17 protein-coding genes are annotated in these 14,692 nt (G+C 59.6%); 10 read left to right on the top strand and 7 right to left on the bottom strand.

All coding sequences use genetic code 11. From position 1 onward, the window contains the following. Positions 1 to 165: 165 nt before the first annotated feature. The 5 genes from mtnC to aroC all read right to left on the bottom strand — a co-directional run bounded on the left by mtnC (position 166) and on the right by aroC (position 4,386). A complete protein-coding gene (gene mtnC, locus AC1MEW_RS27915) occupies positions 166 to 849 on the bottom strand; it encodes an acireductone synthase (protein ID WP_480424374.1) in 684 nt (227 codons plus the stop codon). Positions 850 to 853: 4 nt separating this feature from the next. After that, the gene (locus AC1MEW_RS27920) at positions 854 to 1,399 is read right to left on the bottom strand and encodes a 1,2-dihydroxy-3-keto-5-methylthiopentene dioxygenase (protein ID WP_480424376.1); all 546 of its coding nucleotides are present in this window, start codon (positions 1,397 to 1,399) and stop codon (positions 854 to 856) included. A gap of 92 nt (positions 1,400 to 1,491) precedes the next feature. After that, complete coding sequence (locus tag AC1MEW_RS27925) at positions 1,492 to 2,118, bottom strand: methylthioribulose 1-phosphate dehydratase (RefSeq protein ID WP_054048583.1); 627 nt, start codon at positions 2,116 to 2,118, stop codon at positions 1,492 to 1,494. Continuing rightward, on the bottom strand, positions 2,115 to 3,260 hold the full coding sequence (locus AC1MEW_RS27930) for an MFS transporter (protein ID WP_201202002.1): 1,146 nt from the start codon (positions 3,258 to 3,260) through the stop codon (positions 2,115 to 2,117). Before AC1MEW_RS27930 ends, AC1MEW_RS27925 begins: the two co-directional genes overlap by 4 nt. Positions 3,261 to 3,294: 34 nt before the next feature. Further along, entirely contained in the window at positions 3,295 to 4,386 is a 1,092-nt protein-coding gene (gene aroC / locus AC1MEW_RS27935; protein WP_201202001.1) for a chorismate synthase, read from the bottom strand. Between the two features lie 84 nt (positions 4,387 to 4,470). On the opposite strand from aroC, the gene AC1MEW_RS27940 reads away from it, so the two are divergent. Both AC1MEW_RS27940 and AC1MEW_RS27945 read left to right on the top strand, forming a co-directional pair. Then, positions 4,471 to 5,469: an alpha/beta hydrolase gene (locus AC1MEW_RS27940; protein ID WP_201201999.1), complete on the top strand. Its 999-nt coding sequence runs from the start codon at positions 4,471 to 4,473 to the stop codon at positions 5,467 to 5,469. Between the two features lie 151 nt (positions 5,470 to 5,620). Beyond that, complete coding sequence (locus AC1MEW_RS27945) at positions 5,621 to 6,412, top strand: hypothetical protein (RefSeq protein WP_322267836.1); 792 nt, start codon at positions 5,621 to 5,623, stop codon at positions 6,410 to 6,412. A gap of 100 nt (positions 6,413 to 6,512) precedes the next feature. On the opposite strand, the gene prmB is transcribed toward AC1MEW_RS27945, so the two are convergent. After that, a complete protein-coding gene (gene prmB, locus AC1MEW_RS27950; RefSeq protein ID WP_480424381.1) occupies positions 6,513 to 7,421 on the bottom strand; it encodes a 50S ribosomal protein L3 N(5)-glutamine methyltransferase in 909 nt (302 codons plus the stop codon). A 253-nt stretch (positions 7,422 to 7,674) separates the two neighbouring features. On the opposite strand from prmB, the gene AC1MEW_RS27955 reads away from it, so the two are divergent. The 5 genes from AC1MEW_RS27955 to AC1MEW_RS27975 all read left to right on the top strand — a co-directional run bounded on the left by AC1MEW_RS27955 (position 7,675) and on the right by AC1MEW_RS27975 (position 10,457). Further along, the gene (locus tag AC1MEW_RS27955; RefSeq protein WP_201194695.1) at positions 7,675 to 8,265 is read left to right on the top strand and encodes a cysteine hydrolase family protein; all 591 of its coding nucleotides are present in this window, start codon (positions 7,675 to 7,677) and stop codon (positions 8,263 to 8,265) included. A 131-nt stretch (positions 8,266 to 8,396) separates the two neighbouring features. Next, positions 8,397 to 8,717 (top strand): hypothetical protein, encoded by a 321-nt coding sequence (locus AC1MEW_RS27960; protein ID WP_201201994.1) that lies wholly within the window; start codon positions 8,397 to 8,399, stop codon positions 8,715 to 8,717. A gap of 85 nt (positions 8,718 to 8,802) precedes the next feature. Next, positions 8,803 to 9,360: a Smr/MutS family protein gene (locus tag AC1MEW_RS27965; protein WP_201194699.1), complete on the top strand. Its 558-nt coding sequence runs from the start codon at positions 8,803 to 8,805 to the stop codon at positions 9,358 to 9,360. Positions 9,361 to 9,437: 77 nt separating this feature from the next. Continuing rightward, positions 9,438 to 9,983 (top strand): GTP cyclohydrolase I FolE, encoded by a 546-nt coding sequence (gene folE / locus AC1MEW_RS27970; RefSeq protein WP_003204506.1) that lies wholly within the window; start codon positions 9,438 to 9,440, stop codon positions 9,981 to 9,983. 102 nt (positions 9,984 to 10,085) lie between these two features. After that, complete coding sequence (locus tag AC1MEW_RS27975; RefSeq protein WP_201201992.1) at positions 10,086 to 10,457, top strand: glutathione S-transferase N-terminal domain-containing protein; 372 nt, start codon at positions 10,086 to 10,088, stop codon at positions 10,455 to 10,457. 119 nt (positions 10,458 to 10,576) lie between these two features. Here the strand turns inward: AC1MEW_RS27975 and AC1MEW_RS27980 are convergent, their stop codons facing one another. Beyond that, positions 10,577 to 11,743: an aminotransferase-like domain-containing protein gene (locus AC1MEW_RS27980; RefSeq protein ID WP_322267834.1), complete on the bottom strand. Its 1,167-nt coding sequence runs from the start codon at positions 11,741 to 11,743 to the stop codon at positions 10,577 to 10,579. 82 nt (positions 11,744 to 11,825) lie between these two features. Here AC1MEW_RS27980 and AC1MEW_RS27985 point away from each other — a divergent pair, with 82 nt between their 5' ends. From AC1MEW_RS27985 to AC1MEW_RS27995, 3 genes are all read left to right on the top strand, one after another. After that, entirely contained in the window at positions 11,826 to 12,281 is a 456-nt protein-coding gene (locus tag AC1MEW_RS27985) for a MarR family winged helix-turn-helix transcriptional regulator (protein ID WP_480424385.1), read from the top strand. A 368-nt stretch (positions 12,282 to 12,649) separates the two neighbouring features. Next, on the top strand, positions 12,650 to 13,999 hold the full coding sequence (locus tag AC1MEW_RS27990; protein ID WP_201201981.1) for an NCS2 family permease: 1,350 nt from the start codon (positions 12,650 to 12,652) through the stop codon (positions 13,997 to 13,999). Positions 14,000 to 14,063: 64 nt separating this feature from the next. After that, on the top strand, positions 14,064 to 14,690 hold the full coding sequence (locus AC1MEW_RS27995; RefSeq protein WP_322267832.1) for a LysE family translocator: 627 nt from the start codon (positions 14,064 to 14,066) through the stop codon (positions 14,688 to 14,690). Positions 14,691 to 14,692 lie beyond the last annotated feature (2 nt).

Here is a 14,692-nt window from a genome sequence, read left to right on the forward strand (position 1 = left end):
AGAGCTTTCGCTTCACGGCCTGAGTTGTTTCTGGAATCGCATAAGCACTATGAATACCTGTGGGAGCGAGCTTGCTCGCGATAGCAGCGTATCAGTCGACATGAGTATTGACTGACAGGACGCCATCGCGAGCAAGCTCGCCCCCACAGATTTCTGTGTTGACGGTTAGAACGTGGCAGGATCAATCCGCGCAAAGCTGTCGACCGTCACATGCCCCGCCAACTCGCCGCCCTCTCGGGCCAGTCCGCAAGTCGCAACGCCCGCCGAGCGTGCTGCGTCCAGTTCTTCGACGATGTCGGACAGGAACAGAATCTGCGAAGCCTCCAGCCCAATCGCCTGGGTAATACGCTCGTAGGACTGCACTTCGCGCTTCGGCCCCGACGTCGTGTCGAAATATCCGCTGAACAACGGCGACAAATCCCCCGCCTCCGAGCAGCCGAAGATCAGTTTCTGCGCCTGGATCGAACCCGAGGAATAAACAAACAGTTGATAACCGTTCTGATGCCAGCGCTTAAGCGCTTCAACGGCGTCCGGGTAAACATGGCCCTTCAACTGCCCGGCCTGATAACCCTGCTCCCAGACCATCCCTTGCAACGCCTTGAGCGGCGTGGCCTTGCGGTCTTCGGCGATCCAAGCCAGCAGGATCTGTATGACGCGCTCGACATCCGCCTCAGGTTCATTGCTGTCCCGACGCACGGCGTTCAGTTGCTCAGCGACATCCGCCCGGGCGGCGTGCTGACGAACAAAATCCGGCAGGTGCTTGGCGGCGTAAGGAAACAACACGTCGAACACAAAACTCACCGCGCTGGTGGTGCCTTCGATGTCGGTGAGAATTGCTTTGATCGGCATCGGCTCAGTCCTCAAGACGCGGGAAGCGATTGGCGATGTCTTCGCCGGTGAAGTTGGCGACCCAGCCTTCCGGGTTGTTGAACAGGCGAATCGCAACAAAATGCGGATGCTCACCCATGTCGAACCAGTGCGGCGTACCGGCCGGCACCGAGATCAGGTCGTTTTTCTCGCAGAGCACGGCGTAGACGTAATCGTCGATGTGCAAGGTAAACAGCCCACGGCCGGCGACGAAAAATCGCACTTCGTCTTCGCCATGGCGGTGTTCATCGAGGAACTTGGCCCGCAGTTCGGCTTTTTGCGGGTGATCACTGTTCAGGCTGATCACGTCGACAGTGATGTAACCGCGTTCGGTCATCAGCTTGTCGATTTGCTCTTGGTAAGCAGCAATCACTTCTTCCTGGCTGGCGCCGGGCTGGATTTTCGCCGTGGCTTGCCAGCGGTCGAAGCGCACGCCCTGCTCGGCCAGGGTCGAGGCGATGTCTTCGAGGTGGGTCAGGACCTTGTTCGGTATTTCCGGGCTGGAGATGTGATAAACGGACAGGCTGCTCATGGGGCAATTCCTCGGTATCGGCCTCACCGTCCGGTTCTTTCAGACCGGTCGGGCGAGGCGTTTCATCAGGCAATGGGCTACTTCTGGTGAAGTCAGCCTTGGCGGTTCATGACGCTGCGGGTCTTCAACTCGCACTCGAACAAAAATTCAAAGGCCTCGATCTGCCGCAACGCGTCACTCATGCGCGCGCCCCAGGTGTAGAGGCCGTGGCCGCGAATCAGGTAGCCGACGCAATCGGGGTGGGCGTCCAGCCAAGGCTGAACCTTGGCGGCCAGGCGCGCAATGTCCTGATCGTTGTCGAAAATCGGCACTCGCACTCGGGACTCGTGGGTCGAGACGCCGCTAAAGGCTTTTTGCAGTTCGTAGTCTTCGAATTCGATGAAGTCCTGCGGCGTCAGGCGCGACAGCACTGTGGCGTTCACCGAATGGGTGTGCAGAACCGCGCCGATCTCGGGGCGCCAGCTGTAGAGTTGGGTGTGCAGCAGGGTTTCGGCGGACGGCTTTTTGCCCGGCTCCAGGCTGTTGCCGGACAAGTCGGTGGCCAGCACATCATCGAGACCCAATTGGCCTTTGTGCTTGCCGGAGACCGTCAGCAGCGCTTCGGTCGGCGACAGGCGCGTCGAATAATTGCTGCTGGTGGCCGGCGACCAGCCGCGACCATACAGAAAACGCCCGGCGTCGATGATTTCCTGGGCGAGGTGTTCACGGGTAAGGCTCATGGCCGGTCCTCTTGCATACGTGTAGCAATGATAACGGCAGCCGCGAAGGCTGCGAGGCTGGCGATACTAAAGGTCAATGTGGGGCCGAGGGCATTCCAGCTGTAGCCGGAATACAACGCGCCGAGTGCGCCGCCGGTGCCGGCCAGTGCGGCGTACAGCGCCTGGCCCTGGCCTTGCTGACGCGCACCGAAACTACGTTGCACGAACTGGATGGCAGACGCGTGAAAGCTGCCGAAGGTGGCCGCGTGCAACACTTGCGCGAACAGCAGCACCCACAGGAATTCAGCAAACGAACCTAGCAGCAACCAACGCAAGGCCGCCAGTAGAAAACTCGCCATCAGCACCCGACGCACCGAGAAGCGCGCGAGGATTTTGCTCATGGCCAGGAACATCAAGACTTCGGCGACCACGCCCACCGCCCAGAGCATGCCGATCACACCCCGGCTGTAACCGAGGCGTTCGAGGTGCAGGGTCAAAAAGGTGTAATACGGGCCGTGACTCATCTGCATCAGCGCAACGCAACCGTAAAACGCCAACACCCCGGGGCTGCGCAATTGCTTGAGGAAGCCCTCCCCCGTCGCCCGTTCGCTCTGGACCGGTTGCGCATTCGGCACCCACAAGCTGCTGACGATGATCCCGGCCATGATCAGCACCAGCGCGACCGGATAGACGTCCAGGCTCAGCCATTCAAACACCCGCCCGAGCGCGACCACGGTGATGATGAAACCGATGGAACCCCACAAGCGGATCTGACTGTAACGCGACGTCTGTCCCTTCAAGTGCGCCAGGGTAATGACTTCGAACTGCGGCAGCACCGCGTGCCAGAAGAACGCGTGCAACGCCATGACCATCGCCAGCCAGGCGTAGGTCTTGCTGACGAAGATCAGCGAGAACGACAGTAATGTGCAGACCGCTCCGAAGCGCACGATGGCCAGGCGTCGGCCGGTGTAGTCACCAAGCCAGCCCCAGATGTTCGGCGCCACGCAGCGCATCAGCATCGGGATCGCCACCAGCTCGCCGATGCGCGCGCTGGAAAAGCCCAGGTGATCGAAGTACAGCGCCAGAAACGGCGCTGTCGATCCGAGCAAGGCGAAATAGAACAGATAGAAACTGGAAAGCCGCCAGTACGGGAGCGCCGCCAACCTCGTCAGAACCCGGCAGTTGTAAGGTCAGCCATTAAAGCTGACCCAACACCGGAGTGCTCACGCGTACGTCGGCGTTCTGCCCACGATGACGCAGCAGGTGATCCATCAGCACGATGGCCATCATCGCTTCGGCAATCGGCGTGGCACGGATGCCGACGCATGGGTCGTGGCGGCCCTTGGTGACAACTTCCACCGGGTTGCCATGGATATCGATGGAACGGCCCGGCGTGGTGATGCTCGACGTCGGTTTCAGCGCCAAATGCGCAACGATTGGCTGACCCGACGAAATCCCGCCGAGAATGCCGCCGGCGTTGTTGCTGAGGAACCCTTGCGGGGTCATTTCATCGCGGTGTTCGGTGCCGCGCTGGGCGACGCTGGCGAAACCGGCGCCGATTTCCACGCCTTTGACTGCGTTGATGCTCATCAGCGCGTGGGCCAGTTCGGCGTCGAGGCGGTCGAAAATCGGCTCGCCGAGGCCAGGCATCACGCCTTCGGCCACAACGGTGATCTTCGCGCCGACCGAATCCTGGTCGCGGCGCAACTGGTCCATATAGGCTTCCAGTTCCGGCACCTTGTCCGGATCAGGGCTGAAGAATGCGTTTTCTTCCACCGAATCCCAGGTCTTGAACGGGATTTCAATCGGCCCGAGCTGGCTCATGTAGCCACGAATGACGATGCCCTGGCTAGCCAGGTACTTCTTGGCAATCGCCCCCGCCGCCACGCGCATGGCGGTTTCCCGCGCCGAACTGCGACCGCCGCCGCGGTAATCGCGTTCGCCGTATTTGTGGTGGTAGGTGTAGTCGGCATGAGCCGGACGGAACAGATCCTTGATCGCCGAGTAGTCCTTGGACTTCTGGTCGGTGTTGCGGATCAACAGGCCAATGGCGCAACCGGTGGTGCGGCCTTCAAACACGCCGCTGAGGATTTCGACTTCGTCGGCTTCCTGGCGCTGCGTGGTGTGGCGGCTGGTGCCGGGTTTGCGGCGGTCAAGGTCACGCTGCAGATCTTCCAGGGAGATCTCCAGACCCGGCGGGCAGCCGTCGACAATGGCGACCAACGCCGGACCATGGCTTTCGCCAGCGGTGGTGACAGTGAACAGCTTGCCGTAGGTATTGCCGGACATGCGGGACGCTCCGTGAAATCGAACCTGAATACGTAATGCGCGCCAGTATACGCAGGCTACCCAAGTAGTTCATCCTCGAACCTTATGGGTGCCTGCGAGTCCAACCGGCATCTTGTTCATGATGGCGTGATGATGCTGCGAGTTCTAGCCTTGAGCCTTACCCTGTTTACCGGCTTTGTCCAGGCCACTGTCCTGCAACGCCCAATCACTTTGGATACCGGCACCGGCGAGCTTTTCGGCTCGCTGTTGCTGCCAAAATCCGACACGCCGGTACCGGTTGTCCTGATCATTTCTGGCTCCGGCCCTACGGATCGTGACGGAAATAACCCCGACGGCGGGCGCAACGACAGCCTCAAGCGGCTGGCCTGGGTGCTGGCCAAACACAACATCGCCAGCGTGCGCTTCGACAAACGTGGCGTGGCGGCGAGCCTGGCCGCCACGCCGGACGAACGCAATTTGTCGGTGGAAGCCTACGTGGCTGACGCCGAAGCCTGGAGCCGCAAGCTCAAATCCGACCCGCGCTTTGGCCAGTTGATTTTGCTCGGCCACAGCGAAGGTGCGTTGATTGCTACGTTGGCAGCGCCGAGTGCTGATGCGGCGGGGGTGATTTCCCTGTCCGGCAGCGCCCGCCCGGTCGATGAGGTGTTGCGCCAGCAATTGAGCAATCGCCTGCCGCCACCGCTGATGCAGCGCAGCAATGAGCTGCTCGACAGCCTCAAGGCCGGGCACACCGACGATAATGTGCCTCCACAGTTGGAGGTGATTTTCCGTCCGAGTGTGCAGCCGTATCTGATTTCGCTGTTTCGCCAGGATCCGTCGGCCGCCTTCGCCCGCTTGAAAATGCCGGCGCTGATTGTCCAGGGCAGCCACGACATTCAAGTCGGTGTCGGCGATGCCAAGGCACTGAAAGCCGCCAAACCCGACGCCACACTGGCGGTGATCGAAGGCATGAACCACGTGATGCGCATTGTGCCGAACGACGTGAAACGGCAATTGGCGTCCTACAAGGACCCTAATTTGCCCCTGGCAGCGGAACTGGGCACGCGAATCATCGAGTTTATTGACGGACTTCGCACCAGTTGAGCGCTGTCAGGGGGCGTTCTCAACTAGTTTTCACGCCGCGAAAACCAGGAGAGAACGCTCCCTAGCCCTCTAGTCTTCAAAAAAACGGCCGATAAGCCTTTGTCGCCAGCGCTATGACTGGCGGCAAGCGCTTGGACAGGATCTCGCCGTTATGACTGATACCCAGACTTCACCCGACACCACCGCTGAAAAAGACGCACCTCCAGTGGTCGAGCTGCCGTGGGCGGACGTCCACGTCGAGCACCACAAGATGCTCCGCCTGGCACCGTTGCAGACCGACCGCAATACGGGTGGCCGGCCACTGCGCTTTGTCGAGTTCGGTTACGCCGAGCGCAACAGCAAGGAACACAGCCTGATGCGCATGACCATCTCGCTGCCAGGCCAGCGGGTGCGCAAGGAACAGAATCATCTGGACGTCTGGGTCGATCACGAGACCAAACGCGTGCATTTCGGACCGGCCAGCGGCTTGCAGATCGAACCGATGAACCGTGGCATCGGCCGTTACCTGGCGGCTCAAGGCATTTCCTGGGCGAAAAAACGCTGGCCCGGCTACACCGTCGACGGCAGCGACCTGAACAACAAGGATGCGTTGAACGAAGACACGCGCCTGCGCCGCGATCACTTTTTGCGGGTGCATGGTTTTGACGTGGTTTACGCCGACGCCCAGCATTTGAAGGGCAGCGTCAAAGAGGTGCAGGTCAGCGATTTGCTGACCGACTGGAATACCGAAAAGCTGCAGCAGGTGGAAATTCTCGAAGCTGCGCAGATGCTTCAGCAGGCCGAGCAGAACCTGGCCGAGCAGGAAGTGAAGCTCAAGAAACACGAAGAAAAAGTTACCAAGTACAAGCGCGAAGATGCCGGGCTGCGATTTACCATCAGTTGCCTGGTGGCGTTTGCGGTGTTTCAGGCGGGGTTGTTGATCTGGATTGCGACGCACCGGTAAAGATTCAAGACCGAGGCGCGGCTATTCGCGAGCAAGCCCGCTCCCACAGGAGAATGCATTCCAATGTGGGAGCGGGCTTGCTCGCGAAGGCTTTCTTATGTCAGACGCGAGAAGCAAACACCGCTTGATGATCGCGGCACTGCTCCGCCGTCAACATGAACACCCCATGCCCACCGCGCTCGAAATCAAGCCAGGCGAAGTCGACTTCCGGGTACAGCGCTTCGACGTGAACCTGGCTGTTGCCCACTTCGACAATCAGCAAGCCCTTCTCGGCCAGGTGATTCGCCGCTTCGGCGAGCATCCGGCGTACCAGGTTCAAACCGTCGTCACCGCAGGCCAGGCCCAATTCCGGTTCGTGCTGGTATTCGTCCGGCATGTCCGCGAAATCTTCCGCATCGACGTAGGGCGGGTTCGACACGATCAGGTCGAAACGTTGCCCCGGCAAGCCATCAAAGCCATCGCCCTGAACCGTGTACACCCGCTCATCGACGCCATGGCGCTCGATGTTCTGGTTGGCCACTTCCAGCGCTTCGAACGACAGGTCGGCCAGCACCACTTCGGCGTTCTGGAATTCGTAGGCACAGGCGATACCGATGCAACCGGAACCGGTGCACAGGTCAAGAATCCGCGCCGGGTCGGTGCCCAGCCACGGAGCGAAGCGCTTTTCGATCAGCTCGCCAATCGGTGAACGCGGGATCAGCACCCGCTCATCGACGATGAACGACATGCCGCAGAACCAGGCCTCGCCCAACAAGTACGCAGTAGGAATGCGTTCTTCGATACGACGCTTGAGCAAGCGTTGCAGATTGACCAGCTCATCGTCTTCCAGATTGCAGTCCAGATAGCTGTCGGCAATTTCCCACGGCAGGTGCAGCGCACCCAGCACCAGTTGACGGGCTTCGTCCCAGGCGTTGTCGGTCCCATGGCCGAAAAACAGATCCTCCCCATGGAAGCGGCTGACGGCCCAACGGATATGGTCACGCAGGGTACGAAGTCGGGAAGTGATCACGGGGGCAACTCCAAATAAAACGACTGGCAGAAAAACGACTGGCGATTCTAACAGCCAAAACGCTTCCCGACGACGCAGGAAAAACACCGGATCAGATGTAGGACTTATCCATTTTTTCGGTTGGCTATTGAACAAAACGAGCATCTTGACAAGGCTGCAAGCCAGCAAAGACGGTGCCTACGATGGTAGCGATTCACAGAACCGCTCAGCCAGAGGACAATGTCGCAAAAGCCCCACTCCAAGGAGCCCCAGAATGTCCGTTCCACAAACGATGTTTCAACTCAGCGGTCGCGGTTATCCGGCGGCCAAACTGAGCCAGGCGACCCTCATCATCATCGATGCTCAGAAAGAATACCTCAGCGGCCCGTTGGCCCTGAGCGGCATGGATGCTGCCGTCGCGAACATCAAGCAAATCGTGGCCGCTGCCCGTGCAGCCGGTCGGCCGATTGTGCACGTGCGTCACCTCGGCACCGTCGGCGGGCTGTTCGATCCACAGGGCGAGCGCGGTGAGTTCATCCCGGGGCTGGAGCCACACGCCGACGAAACCATCATCGGCAAGTTGCTGCCGAGCGCGTTCCACGGCACCACGCTGTACGATCGTCTGCAAGAACTCGGCTCCCTGGACTTGATCGTCTGCGGGTTCATGAGCCATTCCAGCGTCAGCACCACCGTGCGCGCCGCCAAGAACCTGGGCTTTCGCTGCACTCTGGTCGAAGACGCCTGTGCCACCCGCGACCTGCCTTACAAGGGCGGTGTACTCAGCGCCGAGCACGTTCAGCAGACCGAAATGGCGATCATGGCGGACAACTTCGCCACCCTCGCCCTGACCCACGATCTGATCTGATCGACTCCAGATGAGCGGCTAATGCCGCCGCTCATCCGCAAAAGCATCTCATTTTCTGCAATTGTCTTAGCCTCAGGAACATCCCGGACAACTCCCGGTCGAAGGGCCGATACCCATTGAGGAAGGTCGGAATGAAGTTATCCGATGGTTTTGACGCACGCCGCCTGCGGCCCAAAAGCCGAAGCAACTGGCGTTATAGATTCGGCGCAGCAATTGCCGCCCTGCTGGCGATGGGCGGTGTGCTGCTCGCCATGGCTGGTGCCGCCAGCCTGTTCGGCCACGCGCCCGCCATGGGCGAATTGAATACCAACCGCGTCGGTGCGGCTGTGATTCTGGCGATTGGCCTGTTCGTGCTGTACATCGGCGTGTGGCTCTGGCGTCGCTGCCGGCGCCGTTCGCGCCAGTCGCGGGAGCTGAATTTGTCCCCGCACCTGATGAAGAAACACGACTGAATCAACGGCCCGTCGATCTGACGGGCCCAATTGTTATGGATGGCGCCTCGACTTGGGTAAACTGGCGGCCTTCGCGGAGGCTGACATGCAAGACGACGATTTTTCCCTGTTTAAAAGTGCGACCCAAGGCATCAAGCCGATCAAGCACGATCGCGCCGAAACCGGCAAACCCAAAAGCGACCGCGCGCAAATCGCCAAGCTGCGTCAGGCCGCCACCGTGCGCACCGATGCCACCACCGTTGATGGGCTGTCGGATCAGTTCGTCATCGATGTCGGCCCGGAAGACGAGTTGATGTGGGCGCGCGACGGCGTTCAGGAAAGCCAGATACGCAAACTCAAGATTGGCCAGATCCCGTTCGAAGGCAGCCTCGACCTGCACGGCATGAACGTGGAAAAGGCTCGGGAAACCCTTTGGGCCTTTCTCGCCGAAGCCACCAAATTCGAAATCCGCTGCGTACGCGTCACTCACGGCAAAGCTGTGCGCCTGGACGGCAAGCGGCCGATGATCAAAAGCCACGTCAACACCTGGCTGCGCCAGCATTCCCAAGTACTCGGCTTCACCTCGTGCCAACCGAAACACGGTGGTGCCGGCGCGGTGTATGTGATGCTCAAACGCACCATGATGGAAGGCCGCGACGAGTAAAGCTGTCGCGCCACGCTTGCAGCGCCGTGTCCGCCACCGTACCCTTGACCTTTGCGAAAAATCCCACAGGTAGTTTCATGTCCCTGGAACAGAATTACACCGCGATTCTCGGCCAATTGGGCGAGGACGTGTCCCGCGAGGGCCTGCTCGACACGCCAAAGCGTGCCGCCAAAGCCATGCAGTACCTTTGCCGCGGTTATGAACAGACACTGGAAGAAGTCACCAATGGTGCCTTGTTCAGCTCCGACAACAGCGAAATGGTGCTGGTCAAGGACATCGAGCTCTACTCGTTGTGCGAACACCACCTGCTGCCGTTCATCGGCAAGGCCCACGTTGCCTATATCCCGAGCGGCAAGGTATTGGGGTTGTCGAAAGTCGCGCGGATCGTCGATATGTACGCCCGCCGCCTGCAGATCCAGGAAAACCTCAGCCGCCAGATCGCCGATGCGGTCCAGCAAGTCACCGGCGCCCTGGGCGTTGCGGTGGTGATTGAGGCCAAGCACATGTGCATGATGATGCGCGGTGTGGAGAAGCAGAATTCGTCGATGATCACTTCGGTGATGCTCGGTGAGTTCCGCGAAAACGCTGCCACTCGCAGCGAGTTTCTCAGCCTGATCAAGTAACTCGCAGCACGAAGAAAACCGGCACTCATCGCCGGTTTTTTTTCGCCTGTGAAAAATCAGGTAAGCTGCGCGCCTTCTGTTTGCCCTTGTGAGGCTTCTACCGTGTTTGTTAAAGCGCTTCGTGTCGGCCTTGGCCAACTGATCATCTTCATCGACTTCATTACCCGTCCAGGCAAAAAGCAGCGTCCCGCCGCCGCTCAGGCTCAGGTTGAAGCGGATGCCAAGGACCTGACGCTGTATCAGTTCCACGCCTGCCCGTTCTGCGTGAAAACCCGCCGCACCCTGCGCCGTTTGAACGTGCCAGTGGCGTTGCGCGATGCGAAGAATAACGAACTGGATCGCAAGGCCCTGCTCGAGCAAGGCGGCAAGATCAAAGTGCCGTGCCTGCGGATTGAAGAGAATGGGCAGACCACCTGGATGTATGAATCCAAGGTGATTATTGATTATCTGGATAAGCGGTTTGCAGCGGCCTGATGATTTTTGGGTGTTTGAACTGACGCCATCGCGAGCAAGCTCGTGATGAGGCCCTCCCCGGCACCGCAAATTTCGGACAAAAATAAACCGGCCCTTGAGCCGGTTTTTTGTTTCTGTCGTCAGGCGGCTTCTGCTGCCTGGGCCTGCCTAACAACCGTCGCCAACCGCTTGAGCCCTTCATCCAATCGCGCCGGGTCGATGTGGCTGAAATTCAACCGCAGGTGACCGGGGTTGTTGTCCGGGTCTGGGAAAAACGGCTCCCCCGGCATAAACGCTACGTCCGCCGCCAGTGCGTCCTTGAGCAAGGTCCGGGTGTCCAGCGGTTGCTTGAGCGTCAGCCAGAAAAACAACCCACCTTGCGGCACGTTCCAGTCCGCCAGATCAGAAAAGTGCGTTTCCAACGCCGACTGAAACGCATCCCGACGAACCCGGTAAAAATCCCGCAACTCGCTCAAGTGCTGCTGGAATTTCTCGGTGCCAATCCATTGCAGCGCCTGCCACTGGCCCACGCGATTGGTGTGCAAGTCCGCCGATTGCTTAAGTTTCAGCAAGTGCGGGAACAGGTCGGGACTGGCAATCAAGTAACCGACCCGCAGGCCAGGCAGCAGGGTTTTGGACACGGTGCCGGTGTAGATCCAACTGGCGTTTTTCAAGCGACTGACGATCGGTGTTGCGCTGCCGCCGTCGAAGGTCAGTTCGCGGTAGGGTTCGTCTTCGATTAGCGTGACGCCGAACTCGTCCAGCAACGCGGCCACGGCATCGCGCTTGGCTTCGCTGTAGCGCACTGCCGACGGGTTCTGGAAGGTCGGAATCAGGTAAATGAACGCAGGCTTGTGATTCTCCAGTCGCGAACGCAACTGTGCCAGGTTCGGACCGTCTGCTTCCTGCGGCACGGTGATGCAGTCGGCGCCGAACAGCTGGAAAATCTGCAACGCCGCCAGATAAGTCGGCGCTTCGAGCAAAATTTCGGTGCCTTTGTCGATGTAGAGCTTGGCCGCCAGATCGAGGGTTTGCTGGGAGCCGCTGACCACCAACACCTGGCTCGCCTCACACGGCACGCCCAGCGCCCTCGCCTCGCCCGCCAGTGCTTCACGCAGTGCCGGCTCGCCTTCGCTCATGCCGTATTGACCCATGGACAGCGGCATGTCAGCCCACTCGACTTTCGGCAGCATCGCTTCGGCCGGCAAGCCGCCAGCGAACGACATCACTTCCGGACGCTGGGCGGCGGCAAGGATTTCACGGATCAAAGAACTTTTAAGGCGCGAGACACGTTCGGAAAAAGCCATGGGGGTCACCGGTAGCGGGGCCTGAAGGAAATGAGTCAAACTGGTTGACCGAAATTACGACAGCTTGAGCGGATACGTCAACATGCTTGACCTTAAAAACCCCACGACCCAGCAACAAGCGATGGAAGCGTTTTTCTTCGGCTACCAGGCTTTCACGGCCAAGGCTGACGAGATGCTTGAGCGTCGCGGCTTGAGCCGGGTGCATCAGCGCATCGTGTTTTTCATCGCCCGTTACCCGAACCTGAGTGTGAAGGAGTTGCTGGCATTGCTCGGCGTGACCAAGCAGGCGTTGAACATTCCACTGCGTCAGTTGGTGGAGATGCATTTGGTGGACAGCGTGGCGTCCGAGACTGACAAGCGAAAACGGCTGCTCGAATTGACCGACGATGGCGCGCGGTTTGAGCAGTCGCTGCGGCGTGAGCAGGTGAAGTTGCTGGAGCGGGTGTTTGCCGAGGCTGGGGAGACGGCGGTGAATGGGTGGTTGGCGGTGAATCTGGCGTTGGGAGAAGTGACCCGGGTTGACCGGTCAGACGCCTGACTGTGGCGAGGGAGCTTGTCGAAACGTCCCGTTCGGCTGCGCAGCAGTCGTAGGCAATGATGATTGCGTTAAGCCTGAAAGCTCCAGGCGCCTGATTTCGGGGCCGCTGCGCGCCCCAGCGGGAGCAAGCTCCCTCGCCACAAAAGCTCACTGGACATCACATTTCATTTCCATATATCCCGCCTTCCAATAATTTCGCCGACAAAACCGAAAACATTATTTGCTTTATTTGTATACAAAAGCATAATCCACTTCGTGCGAGTTCCTGACCAAGCGGTCAACAAATTCGCAAGTGCCTCAAAGGGCCGCTGCCACCCTCATGGGTCCGGCCCTGGAAATAAAAATAAAACTCTTGAGGAGTACTCGCTGTGGAAAGCCGCAAATCCGAAGCTTCGTCGCTGGATCTCTCGCCGCCGTTACGTAATGGCTGGCTGGAGCGCATCTTCAAACTCAGCTTGCATGGCACCACGGTGAAGACCGAGTTGATTGCCGGTCTGACAACCTTCATCACAATGGCCTACATCATCTTCGTCAACCCGAACATCATGGCTGACGCTGGTATCAACCACGGCGCGGCGTTCGTTGCCACCTGCATCGCTGCGGCACTGGGTTGCCTGTTGATGGGCCTGTACGCCAACTGGCCGGTCGGCCTGGCACCGGGCATGGGCCTGAACGCATTCTTCACCTACACCGTGGTCGGCACCATGGGCTACAACTGGGAAACCGCCCTCGGCGCGGTGTTTGTCTCCGGTGTGTTGTTCATGATCCTGACGTTTTCCAAGATTCGCGAATGGCTGCTCAACAGCATTCCGGTCAGCCTCCGTTACGCCATGGGCGCCGGGGTCGGACTGTTTCTAGGGATCATCGGCCTGAAAACCGCTGGCATCATCGTCGCCAGCCCGGCCACCCTGATCAAACTCGGCTCCCTGCGCGAGCCTGGCCCGCTGCTGGCGGCCATCTGCTTCCTGATGATTGCCGTGCTCAGCTACCACAAAGTCTTCGGCGCGATCCTCATCAGTATCATCACCGTGACCCTCGCCGGCTGGGGCCTGGGCCTGGTGCATTACGGCGGCATCATGTCCGCCCCGCCGAGCCTGGCACCGACCTGGATGGCCATGAACATCGCCGGCGTGTTCAACGTCAGCATGATCAGCGTGGTGCTGGCGTTCCTCTTCGTGCACATGTTCGACACCGCCGGTACCTTGATGGGCGTCGCCCAGCGCGCCGGCCTGGTCAACGCTGATGGCCGGATCGAAAACCTCTCTCGCGCCATGAAAGCTGACAGCGCCTCCAGCGTATTCGGGGCGATGGTCGGCGTCCCTCCAGTAACAAGCTATGTAGAAAGTGCCGCGGGTGTAGCCGCTGGTGGTCGGACTGGTCTTACCGCAGTGACCGTAGGTGTGCTATTTATTGCCGCGATGTTCTTCGCACCGCTGGCTGGCATGATTCCGGCTTATGCAACGGCGGGTGCGCTGATTTATGTGGCGATGCTGATGATGAGCGGTATGGCTCACATCAACTGGGATGAAGCGACCGACAGCATCCCGGCCATCGTTACCGCGATCATGATGCCGCTGACCTTCTCGGTCGCCGACGGCATCGCACTGGGCTTTATCACTTACGTGGTGCTGAAGGCTGGTACCGGTAAGTACAAGGAAATTTCCGCCAGCTTGTGGGTGCTCTGCGCGATCTTCATCGCCAAGTTCATTTTCTTGTAAGCCGTCATAGTTTCAAACAGCCTCACCCCGTCGGGTGGGGCTTTTGCACATTAGGAGGAAAGTGATGAGTCTGGAAACCTGGCTGCTGTTCAGCGGCGCCGCGCTGGTGGTAATCCTGATCCCGGGGCCATTGTCTTTGCTGATGATCAGCAACAGTCTGAACTACGGGTTGCGCCGTTCGTACCCGGCGTTTCTCGGCGGGGTGATTGCCTCGATTTGTCTGCTCAGTGCGTCGGCGCTGGGTCTAGGCGCCTTGCTGCTGGCGTCGGAACAGCTGTTCAGCGCGCTGAAGATCGTTGGCGCGCTGTACCTGTTTTACCTCGCCTGGAAGAGCTGGCAACAATCGCGTCAACCGTCCCACGGCGCCGAAGTGCCCCAGGCCGCACCTGTGCCACGCTTTCGCGCACTGTTCGGACGCGCGTTTGTGTTGGGCGCAAGTAATCCAAAAGACATCCTGTTTTTCGCCGCTTTCCTGCCGCAGTTCTTGAGCGCTGAACAGCCGTTCCTGCCGCAATTGCTGGTGATGATTGCAACCTGGACGGTGTTGGATCTGCTGTGCAAGTTGGCGTATGGGCTGGGTGCCCATGGCGCGGCGCGGTATCTGCGCAGTGGCAAGGGCCAGAGTTGGTTTAACCGGATTAGTGCCGCGTTGTTCGGTGGCGCGGGCGCCGCGTCGTTGTTGAGCCGCTAAGA

The sequence above is a fragment of the Pseudomonas sp. ASL4 genome, assembly GCF_056680395.1.